Origin of the sequence: Dyella nitratireducens, from assembly GCF_014642835.1 — a bacterium.
Classification (GTDB): domain Bacteria; phylum Pseudomonadota; class Gammaproteobacteria; order Xanthomonadales; family Rhodanobacteraceae; genus Dyella_B; species Dyella_B nitratireducens.
Genome location: NZ_BMJA01000002.1, coordinates 453922 through 470319, shown reverse-complemented (window position 1 = coordinate 470319; position 16398 = coordinate 453922). Strand labels below are relative to the sequence as shown.

Genomic DNA, 16398 nt, shown 5'->3' with positions numbered 1-16398 from the left:
AGCGGTCATGCACATTCAAGCGCAGGCAAAGCAATGCATATGACTAGGCCAGATAGGGGGAATGCTGATCCAATGCTTTATCCCAACGGCTGGTTTGCGGTATGCCTAAGCAGCAGCCTCAAGCCCGGCAGGCTGCGCACCGTAGCTTTTATGGGCAATGAGTTGCTCGTGTACAGAACACGTTCCGGGCGAGTACGTGTGATCGAACCCCACTGCCCGCACCTTGGAGCTCATTTCGGTTACGGCGGAAAGGTTGACGGTGAAAATCTTGTATGCCCGTTTCACGGCCTGGTGTTCGGGCCGAACGGCGTCTGTATAGGTGCGGGCCGTAGCCGAACGCCGCCGCGGGCGAAACTGGATGAATGGCTTGTGCAAGAACGCGCAGGCGCTGTGTTGGTGTGGCGCCATAACAAGGGAAAAGCGCCAGATTGGGAGGTACCGGACAGCAACATGGCTGGGTTCTCTGCTGCGCAAGAGGCCTGCTTTGAATTGAAGGGTTATTCGTATTACGGCCCAGAAAATACCGCTGACGCGACGCATTTCATGCAGGTACACCATCTGACCGATGTCGCGATGTCTCATGAAATCAGGCAACACCAGATGGAAGTCAATCTGACAGCATCCTGGTTCGGATGGCAGATCAAAGTGCGAATGATCAACTACGGCGTTGGGTGTGCCTATGCCGAAAGTGAACTGCCTGCATGGGGCCTGTTCATGAAATCGTATTCATTCGGAACGCCCATCGCGCCTCTAAAGTGGACATACACACTGCTGGACAGCACTCACGTGAGGTGGCTCGATGCGCTACCACGCGTGCTGCGTTGGCCGCCCCAGGCATTGGTGGGAGCACTCATGCACTGGTTGACCGTAAAGGAGATACGAAAAGATTTCCGAATCTGGAACCATCGACGTCATGTCAATGATCCGAAACTTATGCAAGGTGAAATGCACATTGCCGCATTTCGTCGCTGGATGATGCAGTTCTATCTGCGCGATTGAAACACCGCTCCCGCGCACTTTCAGTCGCAAGTTGGGTTACCCAGGACTTGATCCTGGGCAATCTTAAGTTTCCTGCAAAGCATCACCCAGCAGGACAGGCCGGCATGCGCCCATCGGCCATAGCCGGTGCCACGCTCGCGATCTGCCCAGCAAGTGTCGCCAACGCCTGTTGATGCCCAGCCACCAGTCCGGCGTAGCCCTGCCCCGCGCTTTCGTTGATGCGGCTGCTGCAGGTGAGTACGGCCTGGCTGCCGAGTTCGCGAATCGTCCAGGTAGCTTCGATCAGTGCGTAGTTGCCAGGCGAGGAGTCGAAGCGGCGCAGGTCGACTTTGATACGCAAAACTCGCTTGCCTTGCGTGGGGGTGGTGCCGCTGATGTCCTGAGCCTGGGTACGTCGCACCAGCTCCACCGCCAAGGCACCACGCACTTCATCTGCCAGCGGCGCGACCCAACGTTCACCGTTGAGCAAAGCCACTGCCTGACCACCCTGGCGTACCACGAGCTGCGGCACATCGTCCTGCGCCGGGATGCCTATCGGCATCAGCTCGAACTGGTAATCCGCGGGCGTCACGGGGGATTGGGCCTGTTCACCACTCGGCGCCGGAATCAACGTGTAGTAATTCACAGGTGCCGAGGCGCAAGCCGCCAGCGCTATTGCACCCAGTGCCGCAGTGACGTGTCGCATACGAATCATGGCTTGCTCCCTTGCTGCGGCTGGGCGGTGGGCGTGCCGTTATCGGGCAGCGGTGCGTCCTTGCTGCGTCCGCGGATCAATGAACTGGGCTGGGCGTTCAAGTAGTCGGTCAAGGTACGCAGTGAACGAGCCATGCGCTGCAGTTCCTGCAGGGTGCCGGCAAGGTTCTGTTGCAGCGGCGAGTCGGGTGACAGCGCACTGTTGGCCGTGCCCAGCGTCTGGTTCGCCGTACTCAGCGTCCGGTTGGCGCCCTTGAGCGTCTCCTGGAACGCCGGCAGCACATTGCCATTGACCTGCTTGATGGTGCTATCGAGATCGGCCAGCGTGTGATTGAGGTTGTTGCCGATGGCATCGAACGGGATCTTGCTGAGCTTGTCGACGATCTGTCCCATCTGCTCCTGCAACTTGTCGAGGCTACCCGGCACCGTGGGAATTTCCAGCGGACGCGCGTTGGGGTTGTACGCAATCTTCGGTGCGTTCGGCACCATATCCATCGAAATATAGAGCTGCCCGGTGAGCAGATTGCCCGTCTTGGCTTCCGCACGCAGGCCATGCGCCACCAGGCCACCGATCAGGTACGACATGTAGTCGTTGTCGCCCTTGGACTTGGCGATCTCGGCCAGTTTCTTGTGCGCGCGGCCAAGGCGATCGGGGTAGACCACGGCACCCACATAGATCGGGAAGTGGCCGGTCTTTTCGTCGTAATCCATGCGAACCGATACGACACTGCCGAAATTGATGCCGCGGAACTCCACCGGTGCCCCTACGGCCAGGCCGCGCAGCGGCTGGTCGAAACGCATCACGATGTAACGCGGCTCGCCATCCGGTGGTGCCATCGCATTGGACTCGGTATCGAACAGCGTAAACGTGGCGTTCTCGTCGGCCTCCTTCTCATTCGGATGCGGACCGGGTGCATCGTTGAAGGCCACACCGCCTGCCAGCACCGTGGCCAGCGATTGGGTGTTGAGCTTCAGACCGTCCGCGCTAATGGTCACGTCCACACCGCTGGCGTTCCAGAAGCGCGACTCATTGCTCACAAATTTATCGTAAGGGCTGTCCACGAAGATCTTCATGGTGACGCCCTTGCCATTGTCATCCAGCTTGTACGACGCCACGCGGCCGACCTGGATGCGGCGGTAATACACCGGCGAGCCGATATCCAGCGAACCCAGGTCGCCGGAGTGCAAGGTAAAGCTCTTGCCGCGCGAGTCGTGCAGCACCGAAGGCGGGGTTTCCTGGCCAACAAAATCCGTCTGCGTCTGCGTGGACTTGCCCACGTCCACGCCAATGAAGGAGCCCGACAACAGTGTATCGATACCCGACACACCACCCAGCCCGATGCGCGGACGCACCACCCAGAAACGCGAATCGGACACCGCGATATCGCCGGCGCTCTTTTCCAGATCCACCTTCACGATCACCTTGCTGTGATCCTGGCTCAGGCGAATGCCGACAACCTTGCCGATCACCACATCCTTGTACTTCACCACCGTCTTGCCCGATTCCAGGCCCTGCGCGGTCTGGAAGCTGATATTGATGGTGGGGCCCTGTTGCCGCCATGCGTTGATCACCAGCGACAGGCCGATCAACGCCGCTACCGCCGGTACCAGCCAGATCCACGACGCGTTGACGCGACGGTGCTTGACCACCGGTTCGGGCAAGTTGCCGCCAACGTTGAGAGGGTTCTGGTCAGTCATCTTGGTCCTGGCAATCCCATATCAGGCGGGGGTCGAAACTCTGTGAGGCCAGCATGGTAAGTACCACGGTGAGGCCGAAATACACCACTCCGGGCAATGGCTCCACTTCGCTGAAGAAGCCGAACTGCACCAGCGCCGTCAGCAAGGCCACCACAAACACATCCAGCATGGACCAGTAGCCGATGAACTCTACCAACCGGTACAACATGGCCCGTTGACGGCGCGCCCAGGGCGTACCCCGCTGCGAGCTCAACAGCAAAGTGCTTATCACCAGGAACTTCGTCATCGGCACCAGGATGCTGGCGGTGAACACGATCATCGCCAGATCCGGCGAACCTTTCTGCCACAGCTCGATCACGCCGCTGAGAATGGTGTTGTCGTCCACATCGCCCAGGCTGACCGTGCGCATGATCGGCAACACGTTGGCGGGAATGTACAAGAGGAAGGCAGCAATCAGCAGCGCCCAGGTGCGCGCACAACTGTAGGGTTTGCGCCGATGCAACGCGCTGCTGCAGCGTGGGCAGGCGGGGTCTTCCAACTGATTGTCCCGGCAGACCAGACCGCACACGTGGCAACTGATCAACCCGAGTTCGCGCGCGCGAGGGAGTGCACTCATGTCGACGACTCGGGAATCTTGTCCCACAACTGGCGCATATCGATGCTGGAGAAAACAGTGATCAGTATCGCCAGTCCCGCATAGGCAAACACGCCGATGTCAGGCGTGACGTCGAAGTACAGCTGTGCCTTGACGATGGACACCAATATGCCAAGCACGAACACCTCGCTCATGGTCCAGGGACCGATGTAGTGGAGCGTCACCATCAACGGCCTGAAGCCGGGGGCGCGCTGCCCCTTGCGGCCATAGACCAGCAACCAGCCCAGCACCAGCATCTTGCACAGCGGAAAGAAAAACAGCGTAGCCGCCGCCAGCACCGACACCACCTGCGAGTGATCCTTCCACATCATGATGATGATGCCCCACAGCGTGGCATGGATCTCCGTACCGTTTAGCCCAAGCGTGATGATCGGCCACACGTTCGCCTGCACGAACACCACCATCACCGTGATCACCAGCGCGAACATCGCATTCAGGCCGATGCGCTGATGGCGCTCCAATACCGCGTGGCAACGCGCACAGCGCGCCACGTCGCCACGTGCCAATGGCCGGCGGCGGTAGACCGTGTCGCAGTGCTCGCAGATCAGCAGATCCGACGTGATCGCCTTGTGCGCGTGTTCCACATTGACGGGGGGCGTGGTGCTCATGCATGGGATTCTCGCAAATCCGGGGCAAATGCGCCTGCTCTTGATATGCTGCGCGCCGCCCCGATTTGCTCGGATTAATCCTTGGAGTCCACTGTGAACGCCGCCGTCTCCCCGCACATCTTCGACGTCGATCAGGCCAACTTCGAAACCGAGGTGCTGCAAGCCTCGCTCACGACGCCCGTGCTGGTGGATTTCTGGGCCGAATGGTGCGGTCCCTGCAAGTCGCTGGGCCCGATGCTGGAAAAGCTTGCCGTCGAATACAACGGCGCCTTCCGCCTGGGCAAGGTTGACGTCGACAAGAACCAGGAACTGGCCGGCATCTTCGGCATTCGCAGCATTCCTACTGTCATCTTGGTGAAAGACGGACAGATCCTCGACGGCTTCGCCGGCGCCCTGCCCGAAGGCCAGTTGCGCCAGTTCCTGTCACGCCACGTGCAGCCGCTGGAAGGCGAGCTCGAAGAAGAAGCAGAAGTACTGGAAGACCTCGCCCCCGAATCGCCGGAAGAGGCCATCAACCGCCTGCAGCAAGAAATTGCCGCTAGCCCCAACCAGCCCGAACTCAAGCTCGACCTGGCCATCGCCCTGGCCCAAGCCGGCCACGCCGCCGCCGCCGAAAACGAACTCAACGCCCTACCCGCCAACCTCGCCGCCGATACCCGCGCCGTACGCCTGCGCAGCCAGCTCGACCTGGCCCGCTCACTTGAAGGCACGCCGGCGATGGAAGTGCTGCAGCAGCGTGTGCATGCCAATCCGCAGGATTGGGAAGCACATGATTTGCTCGGCGTGCGACTCTTGCTCGGCAACGATCCCGCTACTGGCCTCGAGCACTGGTTGCTGATGCTTGAGAAAGCACGCGATTGGAATGAAGGTCAGGCGAAGAAGCGTCTGCTTGCAGCATTTAATACGTTGGACGATGCAGAACTGGTGGGTCGTTATCGTCGACGGATGGCTTCGCTGTTGTTCTAAGGCTTCAAAGCATTCCATACGCACAGGTATGGTAGATTGAGGGCTTCTTTCCGGAGCTCTCAATGCGCGCATCCACCTTCCGCTTTCTTCTGAATCTGTGGCCGCCCTTCCTATTCAGTGGCATTCGTCTATTGCGCCTGGATGACGATTACACCGAAGCCCAAGTGGTGTTGCGGTTGCGGCCATGGAATCGGAACTACGTGCGTACGCAGTTTGGCGGCAGCTTGTTTGCGATGGCCGATCCGTTCTGGATGCTGCTGATCCTGCATCACCTGGGCAAGGATCACTTCGTGTGGGACAAGGCAGGAACCATCGATTTCGTTGCACCGGGCCGTGAGGATGTCTATGCGCATTTCAAGCTCGAACCCGGCATGCTCAATGAACTGCGTGCTGCCGCTGCGAATGGCGAGAAAGTGCTGCGCTGGTTTGATGTGCCGATCAAGACAGCGACAGGTGAAGTGGTTGCGTTAGTGCGCAAGCAGCTTTATGTGCGGTTGAAACCGAGGCATCGCTGAGCATGTTGTTGCCAGGCAAGTCGATGACGATGGCGAAGTTCTTTCGGCGGCCCGCAGCTATTCCTGCTTGAACTGCGCAATCTGCTCCAGCATGGCTTCTGCTCTCTGCACGCTCTTACCGGCGAAATTGTTTTCGAGCCAGCGACGATATCCAACGCGGCGCACCAGCCAGTAAACGATAAATACCAGCACGAGCGAAGCACATCCGCAAAGAACGAGGTTGGGCAGCAGCGATGGCATCTCCTTAAGCAAATCAAACTTTGACGAAACAGGCTCGGCATCTTGCTGGATGTCCATCAGCAGCAGCGGAATCCAGGCAAACGAACCGATCGCTGCAAAGATAGGCGCTTCAAACTTCACGCGCCACGCACGCAACGCAGCAAGTCGCTGCTGGATCTCCACGATAGGCGCGGCGTAATCGACTTGCTGGATCAGGTGCAAATTGCGTGCAGCAGCCAGCAGCATCGACATGCCGAACAGTTGCACCAGTACACCTATGACCAGCCAATGCAACACATCGGTTCGCACAACCCAGAACGCAATACCCCATATCATGAAGACCACACCGAACGCGAACTGGATCCACTGTCCTACGATCAAGGGACGCAAACCGTGGCGCACTTTGTCCAGCCGACTTTCCACGAACAGCTGGGTATTCAACGCCTGCTGCCGCGCCAGCTGTTGATTCAACGCTTGCCAGGCGGCTTTCATGTCTTCCAGCTCCATAATTAAGCTCCCACAGGCATGGCGCCCGTCATCTGATAACGAAGTTTCTGTTTGATACGGCTGATCTTGGTAGCAACGCTGGTTTCGCTGATACCGAGAATCTCGGCGATCTCCGCGTAACTGCGATCTTCCAGATACAGCAGGATCAACGCACGATTGAGCGGGTCGAGCTCATCGATAAAGCGATACAACACTTCCAGGCGCTCATCCGGCTCGAATATGCCGACCGTGCCTCCTGCTGCATCGATTTGCTGCTGATCGAGCCTCTCAAACCGCTCATCCTGCCGTGATGGACGGCGCATCTGAGAGATGGCGACGTTAAGCGCCACCCGATACATCCAGGTTGAAAACCGCGCGCGCTTCTCGTCAAAGCGGGGAAACGAGCGCCACAACTGCACACAAATTTCCTGCGTCAAATCACGGCGATCTTCCGGATGACGGGCATATACCGACACCACCTTGAACACAATGCGCTGGTGCTCCCGCAGCAATGTCTCGAATGCCCGCTGTTGTTCCCGTCCGCGCATGACCTGTCCCCGTAGTTACCTTGTTATTCGCGACACGCGCAAAAAAATCACAGCCCGGCAATCAGCCCTACAATAAGACGCCCTCCCCGCCCCGAGCCCCCTTCATGCCCCCGTTGCGCCTCAAACGCTATCTCATCACCGGCCTGCTTACCTTCATGCCGCTGTGGGTGACCTGGCTGGTCTTCAAATTTATCGTTGGCTTTCTGGCCGATCTGGGCGCGCCGTTGGTGGCTGCGTTCGTGGGTGCGCTGGGTTGGGTATCGCCCCAGGCGGCCAACCAACTCAGCCACGGTTGGGTGACCTACGTACTGGCGTTGCTGCTCACCTTGATCACGTTGTATCTGCTCGGCTTCCTCGCCAACCGCATGATCGGTCAGCGTCTGTTGCACGCGTTCGATAGTGTTTTGCAGCGCATTCCGCTGGTGCAGACCATCTATGGCGGCACCAAGAAGTTGATGACGGTGCTGCAGAACAAACCCAGCGGTGCGCAACGCGTTGTGCTGGTGGATTTTCCACGCAAGGGCATGAAAGTGGTCGGCTTCGTCACGCGGGTGATGCAGGAAGAAGGCACCGGTCGCGATATGGCGGCGGTATACATCCCAACCACACCCAATCCCACCGGCGGCTATCTGGAAGTGGTGCCCCTGGATGAGCTGACACCTACCGACTGGACCATGGACCAGGCCATGGCTTTCATTATTTCCGGCGGCGCAGTGGCGCCGGATACCTTGCCCGCAGCATCGACTGCCTTGCCGACCGAGAGCCATTCATGAGCATGCGTCGCGCCGGGCTGGCATTTTTATTGGGCGCGATGGCCATGAGCACGCACGCCGCCGACGCTCAAGGCAACTGGATCACACCCGCGGAAGCCTCGCAGTTCCGCACCACGCCCAGCTACGCGCAGACGCTGGCGTATCTGCAACATCTGCAGCAAGCCGCCCCGGGCAAGCTCAAGCTCGAAACGTTTGGCATCACGCCACAGGGCCGTCCTATGACGGCGGTGATTGCGAGCAGCGACGGCACGTTCACTCCCGACGCTGCGCGTGCCGCACATAAACCTGTCGTGCTGGTGCAGGCCGGCATCCATCCCGGCGAAATCGAAGGCAAGGATGCCGGCCTGATGCTGTTGCGCGATATCGCTGTCACCGGCAAGTACCCGCACCTGCTCGATCACGTGGTGCTGGTCTATATCCCGGTCTACAGCGTGGATGGGCATGAATACAGCTCGCCCTACAATCGCATCAACCAGAATGGTCCGGAAAGCATGGGCTTTCGCGGCCAGGCGCAGTACCTCAATCTCAATCGCGACTACATCAAGGCCGATGCGCCGGAAACGCTGGCGTGGCTGAAGCTGTGGCAGACATGGCGGCCGGATTTCCTGATCGACGTGCACACCACCGACGGCGCGGACTACCAGTACGACCTCACTTGGTACACCGAGGACCCGCACAAGCTCGACCCGGTGGTCGCCACCTGGCAGCACAAGCTGATGGTGGAACAGGCCATACCGGCTTATGAAAACCTCGGCCATCTGGCGTCTATCTATCTGGAATTCAAGGATGGCCGCGATCCACGCAAAGGTATCGAGAACTTTGGTTCCGGGCCGCGCTTCTCGACCGGCTATGCAGCCTTGCAGAATCGCCCGGCGTTGCTGATCGAAACGCATATGCTGAAATCCTACGCAGTGCGCGTACATGCGGTTTATGACCTACTGCGTGTCGTGCTGGACGAGATCGATCGTGATCCCGCCGCCTTGCTGGCAGCTACTAGCCGGGCCGAAGCCGACACTATCGCTCGCGCCAATGATGTGCACGCACACGTACCGCTGACCTTCAAGCCCGATCCCACATCGACGCCGTTCGAGCTGAAGGGCTATGCCTTTACGCAAACGCATAGCGACATTTCCAACGACACCTGGATTCAGTACGACCCGAGCAAACCTGTCACCTATCACATCGAGAACTGGAACGGCCTGTTGCCCGACGTATCGACGACGCCACCGGTTGCTTACGTCGTACCGGGTGAATGGAAAACCATCATCGACAAATTGGATGCGCATGGTATCGCCTATCGGCGTATCGGCCATCCGATGAAAGACGTGGAAGCCACCGCGTATCAGATCGATCAACCTCAATGGGCAAGCGAGCCGTTTGAAGGGCATCTGATGCTGCAAAGCTTTACGCTGCACGCGCACCCGGTGGAAGTGACGCTGCCGGCCGGCTCGGTGATTGTGCCGATGAATCAGCGCGCCGCGAACGTCGCCATGGAATTGCTGGAACCGCAGGCGCCGGATTCACTGCTGCACTGGGGTTATCTCAATGCAATCTTTGAAGCCAAGGAATTCGGCGAGCCGCGTGTGCTGGAGAAGCTGGCTCGCGACATGATGGCGAAGGACCCAAAGCTGAAGGCGGAGTTCGAGCAGAAGCTGCATGATGATCCGGCGTTTGCGGCGAATGGTAGGGAGCGGCTGGACTTCTTCTTCATGCGATCGCCGTGGTACACGGTACAGCGTGTGGGGGCTTATCCGGTGCTGCGAGTGGATGCGGGGCAGTTGGCGAATATCGCCACCAAATAAGCAAAGCTCGCAAGGTTGGATGAAAATCCTGATGTACCCCACGTTTTTCCTTCATTCCGGCAAGAGCCGCAGTTCTTGTTAATACTTTTTCAGAGCGAGTCGTCATTCCGGCGAAGGCCGGAATCCATCGCCAGTACGAAGCATGGATTCCGGCCTTCGCCGGAATGACGTCGAGGCAAGACTGATTTTCTTTCGACGAACGACGATTCGAAGGCAAAAAACGTTGGGATATATCAGGGTGCAAACGCCAACCTACGCAGGTACCACCTCAAACGGCCGCATCATCTCGTTCGCCTCATGCTCCAACAAATGGCAATGCCACGCGTAACGCCCTGCATAACCATCAAAGTGCACGATGATGCGCGTGATCATCCCTGGCCACGCTTGCACGACATCCTTCCATCCGGCTTCACCAGCTGACGGTGCTTGCGCAGGCCCCGTATAACGAACAGTCTGGGAATCCATCCACTCACCCCCATCGAAAGGCCGGCGATCCAGAATCTGGAAACGCACCAGGTGCAAATGGATGGGATGCGAATCGTCGGTAAGGTTGACCAGGCTCCAGATCTCGGTGCTGCCCAGCACCGGCTTTTCCGTCACCGGTTCGTGCCAGCGCTTGCCATTGAGCAGCATCAGCATCGGCTCGGCCACGCAATCCTGATAGGCATCGAGGGTAAGCAAGCGTTCGCGTACAGCGGCTGATTCAGGCATGCGTGGCAGGTCGCGCAGCACGGCAGGCACTTTGCTGGTATCACGCACGCGCCCACTGCCAACGCGGATCTGCATGATCGGCAGCGCGTCATTGAACCATTCGATCTGCTGCCCCGCCAGCGGCGCGAAATCGACGATAAGGTCGGCACGTTCGCCCGGCGCGACGAAGAGGTTGCGCTGGGTAACAGGCGCGGCGAGCAAACCCTGGTCACTGCCGATCTGCAGAAAAGGCCGCCCATCCCGCAGCTTGAGGTTGAAGAAGCGTGCATTGGCCGCATTGAGCACGCGGAAGCGGTAACGGCGTGGTTCGACGTCGAGATACGGTAGCAACGCGCCGTTGATCAGCATGGCATTGCCGAACACTTCCGGCACCCACGGCGCCTGGCTGTTGCCCGATACCGGGTAGTAAAGCTGCGCGTCATGGGTGAGCAGGCGATCGCTCAATACCAGCGGAATCTCCTGTTCGCCATGCGGCAGCCCGAGCGATAGTTCGTGCTCGTCACGCAACAGATAAAGGCCAAACATGCCCGCGTAAATATTCAGGCGATTGATGCCCATCGCATGATCGTGATACCAGAGCGCCGCAGCATCCTGCTTGTTGGGGTAAGTGTGCAGGCGGGATTGACCAGGCACGTACCAATCATCGGGATAGCCATCGCTATCCGTCGGCACGCAGGCGCCGTGCACGTGCACGATTGCACGCACCTCGGGATTGTCCGCCTCGGCACCATGAATACGATGATCGATCGGCAGGAAGTGCTTGCCAGGCAGTTCATTGCGCCAATCGATGCGCAGAGTCTTGCCGCTTTGAGCTTCAATCGTCGAACCGGGCATGCAGCCGCCGTAAGTCCACACCCGTGTAGGGGGCAAATCGCGATGCAAACGCTGCTCGGTTTCGCGCATATCAATGCGCAGAGGCTTGCCATCTGCACGCAGTACCGAAGGCAGCGGCAGAGTATCGACAAATGGCTTCAATTGGCCTGGGTCGATGAGACGCGGCACCACATGATGGTCATCGACCACCATGTGCTTGCACAACTCGCCACCACCCATCTTCGGCATGGACGTCATGTCATGAGCCTGCAGGCGATACGGCCACAGGCCCGCACCGAGCCCCAACGCGGACCATTTCAGGAATTGACGGCGAGACGACGGCATGCTCTTTTCCATTTGTGTTGCTTACACATCATGGCGTGTGCCGTCGCGTTCCGCCCGTCTTTCGAGCGGTGCGCGAAACAATCCCATTCGAGGCTTGCATCAAGGCGACGCTTCGACCACTTCACCGGTTTGCTCGTCCAGAATCAAGCGGCGGCCAGCCGTATTGGCCTGACTGAAGTCAAACATGCTCTCGATAGTGCCGGCCAGGGCGTCAAACGAACCGCCACCCAGGCGTTTGCCGTTCAACCAGTTGTCCTCGATGAAACGCATGATCGAACTCTGATCGGTAAGCGTGTGATCAACATAATTTTTGCGTGCCCACGGCGAAATCACCAGCAAGGGCAAACGCGGGCCGAAACCGCAACGACCTTGCGCGTGCTGGCTGTTGGGAGCGATGCCGGGCAAGCTATCGCGCGCGTCGCAGCCATTCGCGCCGGTCAAGGCATCGGCGCCGGTGTATGAGGCGTTGACGCGCGGCGAGGCTTGATGGTCATACCAGCCGTCCGAGTCATCATAGGCAATCACCACCGCGGTGCTAGCCCACTCTGGACGCTGCTGCAAAAAATTGATCACACGCACCACGAACTGCTGCTCGTCCAGCGGGTCGGAATAGCCGGCATGACCATCCTGATAAGCCGCGGCCTTCAGATAACTCACCGCAGGCATATTGCCGGCGTCGACCGCGGCGAAGAAATCGTTGACATCGTATTGATGGTTGGCGTCATCGCCACTGCGCCCGATCGTCGCCACAGAAGTGGGTCGCGCATGGGCGAGGTTGGCAGTGCTGGTGTAATACTGGAATGGTTGATGATGCGGCACGTAATCGGCTTTGGTTGATTGCGTGACGCTGGAGTACGTACTGCGTTGACACCCGGTCGTACCGTTGACATTGACCACTGTCAGGTCGAAACCGCCCTGGAAGAAACCCCAGGTGATGTTCTTTTCGTTGAGCAGGTCGCCAATATTGCGGCCACCCAGGTGCGCCTGCGGGGCGTTGGAGGACGTACATACGTCACCCAGCGGCAGCGCATCGCCAATCAAGGTATAGCCGCCCAAACCATCAGCCACGATCGTGCCACCGGCACTGAGTGATTCGGTGACGCCGTTGGTCTGTCCTGAAATCAGATTGATCGCACCCACGCTGGAGGGCCCGAAATTGGTGCCGTAGCTGTTGTCACTCATTGCGAAGTGCTGCGCGTAATGCCACATGGCGGTGACGGTATTGCCGTCGTAGTAGCCCATCACCTGGCCTTTGCCGTTCTGTTCGGGTGTGCCGCCGGGCAAGGTTTGGCCGGCACCGGTGTATTTGGGGAAGAGATCCATCGCGCCGTTGTTGAAGGCGCGCTGCTCGTCGGTGTAATCGTGGTCCTGACTGGAGGTGGCGGCCTGCGCACGCGACAGGCGGAAGGGATTGATCGCTGCATTGCCATTGGCCGTGTTGTTCGCGTTCGGGTTGTTGGTCAGCAACGCCTGTGTCAGCCCGTTGATCATGGGTGTGCCCGGTGCAGCATGGAATGCTGGTTCGCCAGATGTATTCACCGCATTGGGATACGTGCCGAAATAATGATCGAAGGACACGTTCTCTTGAAAGATCACGACCAGGTGCTTGATGGGGGTGGCAGTATCCTGCACGCCGATGCTGGGTCCTCTGATGGGATTGACCTTGTACAGCAGCGGGCCGCTATCGGCCTGCAGCCTCGTTGGCGTGTTTTGCAGTGCCGAACAACCCGTGGATAACGCGAGCAAGGCAACAGCAAGACAAATGGAAAGACGACTGCGCATGAGACCTCCTTAGTGGTCGACACGCTCCATCAGCGCGCGCCGATGACCTTAGGCAGCCGGTGTGACAATGCGGTAACAAAGCGCAGCGCACTGACACAAAATCAGCGCACGCTGACAATCGGCATAAGAAACATTCACTGCCGACGCTTGATTCCCTACCCACAGACCCGCGGTTCGCCGCGAGACGACATCTTGCATGCTCGTCATTCCGGCGAAGGCCGGAATCCAGTACAAACATGTTGTGCGAAGCACTCAACATAAAGAGGTTTTGTGCGCTTCGCGCGCCATACTTAAACTGGATTCCGGCTCTCGCCGGAATGACAGCGTAGATTTATCTCCATGAAGGGGAGAAGAAATAACTCCGCCCCAAAATCCTTAGCGACTTGCACCAACAGGTTCGCCGGTCGTCTCATCAAGAAGCAAACGGCGACTTTCCAAAGATGAATGGCTGAAATCGAACATGGCGTCCAGCTTGCCGGCCATTGCATCGAACGAACCACCACCCATGCGCCGGCCGCCGAGCCAGTTGTCCTCGATAAAGCGCGTGATGGAGGTTTGATCGGTGATGGTGTGATCCACATAGTTGCGACGTGCCCACGGTGAAATCACCAGCAGCGGCAGACGTGGGCCGTAACCGCAACGTCCCTGCACCGGCTCGGTGGTATTCACGCCCGGCAACGTGCTGCGACCGTTGCATACGCCCAGGGCATTGAGCGCATCCTGGCTGCTATGCGATGCATTCACCTGTGGCGCGGTCTGATGGTCGTACCAGCCGTCGGAATCGTCATAGGCGATCACCACCGCGGTATCGCGCCATTCCGGGCGCTTCTGCAAAAAGTTCAGCACATGCACGACGAACTGCTGTTCGTCCAGCGGATCGGAATAGCCGGCATGACCGTCCTGGTAGCCCGGTGCCTTGAGAAAACTCACCGCCGGCATGTTGCCCGCTTCCACCGCGGCGTAGAAATCGTTGATGTCGTACTGGTGATGGGCCGCGTCACCGTTGTGGCCGATCATCGCCACCGACGTCGGACGCGCATGCGTCGGATTGGCAGTGTTGGCGTAGTACTGGAATGGCTGGTGATGCGGGATGTAATCCACCTTCGTTACCTGCGTAACGGTAGAGGTGGTGCTGCGCTTGCAGCCCGTGGTGCCGTTCGCATTCACGGCCGTGAGATCGAAGCCGCCTTCGAAGAAACCCCAGGTGATGCTCTTGGCACTGAGCAGATCGCCTACGTTCTTGCCGCTCAAGCGTACACGCGAGCCGCTGGAGGGAGAGCATACGTCGTCGATCGGGTCGGCATCGCTGATCAACGTGTAACCGCCCTGGCCATCCGCCACGACATCACCGGCGGCGGCAAGCTGATCACTAACGCCGTTGGTCTGGCCGGAAACCAGGTTGATCGCCCCCGGCGTGGATGGACCAAACGTGGTGCCATAGCTGTTGTCGCTCATCGCGAAATGCTGTGCGTAATGCCACAGCGCAGTGACGGTGTTGCCGTCGTAATAACCCATCACCTGGCCGGTACTGTTCTGCTCAGGCGTGCCGCCAGGCAGGGTTTCGCCGGAACCGGTGTATTTCGGGAACAGATCCATCGCGCCGTTGTTGAACGCTTGCTGCTCCGGCATGTAGTCGTGATCCTGGTCCGCCGTTGCAGCTTGTGCACGCGACAGGCGGAATGGATTGATCGCGCCCTTGCCGTTGGCCGCGTTGTTGGCGTTGGGGTTGTTGTTGAGCAGTTCCTTGGTGAAGCCATTGACCTTCGGCGTATCCGGCTCCGCATAAAACGGTGGCTCGCCCGACGCGTTCGCGGCATGCGGATAGGTGCCGAAGTAATGATCGAAGGAGACGTTCTCCTGATAGATCACCACCAGGTGCTTGATCGGCGTGGCCGTGGATGTGGGCTTATGCGTATGCCGCGAATGAACATCGGCCACGGACTCCGGAGCAGCCAACGCGAGAGCCGAAAAGACAACAAGCGAACAAGCAGCAAGACAAACGGCAGGACGTAAACGCAAGGCAGGCTCCGATAACGATCGATGGGCACGCTCTCCTCAGCGTGATGCGCGACCATAGGCAGTGGCGATGACAGCCTCATAACAACGATGCGACGACACCCGGGTGCTGTTGAATCAACAGCGCACGTGGGTATGGCGATCCCCGCTTTATCCCAGGCAATGATGTGGAGAAATAAAGGATTTGCTCGAGTTAGGAGCGATGTATTCCGGGCGGGGCAGCCGCTCAATCGCTGAAGTGACCGGATCGCCGCCATCACCGGTTGGATAGTTCCATCCCGTCAACTTCCCGAGGAGAAGTACGAGATAAGGGGCTAACAGCTGCTCTTCGTCATTAAGCATGGCCATTCTCCTTACTGATTCACTGGAATCGCGATGGATGGCCGTTCGCATCGCGAGCGGCCGCTGGCATTGCATGTGAAGACCGTACAGAGCTTTGCATCGCGCGTGACGTACGTGGTGCTTGTTGCAGTACGCAACGCCCACAAACCACGATCGCTCTCATGAGAACGCCAGCCGTGCGTTCCCAAAAACCTGAAGCAAAAACCCTGCTACGCGCTCAGGCCCCCTCGTTGCTGCGGCGATCTACCGGGATAAACACGAATGCGCGAGGGCTGTGTAGGCCTTTGCTCCCACCTGTGATTTGCGCATGCGTCGTTCCCGGTCGGCAACTTTACCGAAATCGCAGTTAATTGCCCGTAACACGGTGCAAGAGCTCTGGGCTCGCTTGCTTGTTCGCCGGCAACTCATAGCCATGACGTACAAATAG

General features: G+C 58.8%; 15 protein-coding genes. 5 read left to right on the top strand and 10 right to left on the bottom strand.

From position 1 onward, the window contains the following. Positions 1-72 precede the first annotated feature (72 nt). The gene (locus IEX75_RS13070; RefSeq protein ID WP_188794736.1) at positions 73-999 is read left to right on the top strand and encodes a Rieske 2Fe-2S domain-containing protein; all 927 of its coding nucleotides are present in this window, start codon (positions 73-75) and stop codon (positions 997-999) included. Between the two features lie 82 nt (positions 1000-1081). Here IEX75_RS13070 and IEX75_RS13065 read toward each other — a convergent pair whose 3' ends face one another. The 4 genes from IEX75_RS13065 to IEX75_RS13050 are packed head-to-tail and all read right to left on the bottom strand — an operon-like array spanning position 1082 to position 4653. Next, entirely contained in the window at positions 1082-1693 is a 612-nt protein-coding gene (locus IEX75_RS13065; protein ID WP_188794735.1) for a PqiC family protein, read from the bottom strand. Beyond that, positions 1690-3390: a PqiB family protein gene (locus IEX75_RS13060; RefSeq protein ID WP_188794734.1), complete on the bottom strand. Its 1701-nt coding sequence runs from the start codon at positions 3388-3390 to the stop codon at positions 1690-1692. The genes IEX75_RS13065 and IEX75_RS13060 overlap by 4 nt, the downstream gene beginning before the upstream one ends. After that, complete coding sequence (locus tag IEX75_RS13055) at positions 3383-4006, bottom strand: paraquat-inducible protein A (RefSeq protein ID WP_188794733.1); 624 nt, start codon at positions 4004-4006, stop codon at positions 3383-3385. The genes IEX75_RS13060 and IEX75_RS13055 overlap by 8 nt, the downstream gene beginning before the upstream one ends. Further along, a complete protein-coding gene (locus tag IEX75_RS13050) occupies positions 4003-4653 on the bottom strand; it encodes a paraquat-inducible protein A (RefSeq protein WP_188794732.1) in 651 nt (216 codons plus the stop codon). Before IEX75_RS13050 ends, IEX75_RS13055 begins: the two co-directional genes overlap by 4 nt. Positions 4654-4746: 93 nt before the next feature. Between IEX75_RS13050 and trxA the strand changes: the two genes are divergently transcribed. Both trxA and IEX75_RS13040 read left to right on the top strand, forming a co-directional pair. Next, a complete protein-coding gene (gene trxA / locus IEX75_RS13045) occupies positions 4747-5619 on the top strand; it encodes a thioredoxin (RefSeq protein ID WP_188794731.1) in 873 nt (290 codons plus the stop codon). 62 nt (positions 5620-5681) lie between these two features. Continuing rightward, on the top strand, positions 5682-6134 hold the full coding sequence (locus tag IEX75_RS13040) for a DUF4442 domain-containing protein (RefSeq protein ID WP_188794730.1): 453 nt from the start codon (positions 5682-5684) through the stop codon (positions 6132-6134). Between the two features lie 57 nt (positions 6135-6191). Here the strand turns inward: IEX75_RS13040 and IEX75_RS13035 are convergent, their stop codons facing one another. Beyond that, a complete protein-coding gene (locus IEX75_RS13035; protein WP_188794729.1) occupies positions 6192-6845 on the bottom strand; it encodes a hypothetical protein in 654 nt (217 codons plus the stop codon). Between the two features lie 17 nt (positions 6846-6862). Further along, positions 6863-7387 carry an RNA polymerase sigma factor gene (locus IEX75_RS13030; protein WP_188794728.1) on the bottom strand — a complete coding sequence of 175 codons (525 nt, stop codon included), beginning with the start codon at positions 7385-7387 and terminating at the stop codon, positions 6863-6865. Between the two features lie 104 nt (positions 7388-7491). Between IEX75_RS13030 and IEX75_RS13025 the strand changes: the two genes are divergently transcribed. Further along, a complete protein-coding gene (locus IEX75_RS13025) occupies positions 7492-8160 on the top strand; it encodes a DUF502 domain-containing protein (protein WP_188794727.1) in 669 nt (222 codons plus the stop codon). A 2-nt stretch (positions 8161-8162) separates the two neighbouring features. After that, complete coding sequence (locus tag IEX75_RS13020; protein ID WP_188795676.1) at positions 8163-9962, top strand: M14 family metallopeptidase; 1800 nt, start codon at positions 8163-8165, stop codon at positions 9960-9962. 252 nt (positions 9963-10214) lie between these two features. Here the strand turns inward: IEX75_RS13020 and IEX75_RS13015 are convergent, their stop codons facing one another. The 4 genes from IEX75_RS13015 to IEX75_RS13000 all read right to left on the bottom strand — a co-directional run bounded on the left by IEX75_RS13015 (position 10215) and on the right by IEX75_RS13000 (position 15971). Beyond that, the gene (locus IEX75_RS13015; protein ID WP_229720815.1) at positions 10215-11831 is read right to left on the bottom strand and encodes a multicopper oxidase family protein; all 1617 of its coding nucleotides are present in this window, start codon (positions 11829-11831) and stop codon (positions 10215-10217) included. 99 nt (positions 11832-11930) lie between these two features. Next, positions 11931-13613 (bottom strand): phospholipase C, encoded by a 1683-nt coding sequence (locus tag IEX75_RS13010; RefSeq protein ID WP_188794726.1) that lies wholly within the window; start codon positions 13611-13613, stop codon positions 11931-11933. 375 nt (positions 13614-13988) lie between these two features. After that, positions 13989-15551, bottom strand: coding sequence for a phospholipase C (locus IEX75_RS13005; RefSeq protein WP_229720814.1), 1563 nt, complete (start codon positions 15549-15551; stop codon positions 13989-13991). 228 nt (positions 15552-15779) lie between these two features. Beyond that, the gene (locus IEX75_RS13000; RefSeq protein ID WP_188794725.1) at positions 15780-15971 is read right to left on the bottom strand and encodes a hypothetical protein; all 192 of its coding nucleotides are present in this window, start codon (positions 15969-15971) and stop codon (positions 15780-15782) included. Positions 15972-16398: the final 427 nt, after the last annotated feature.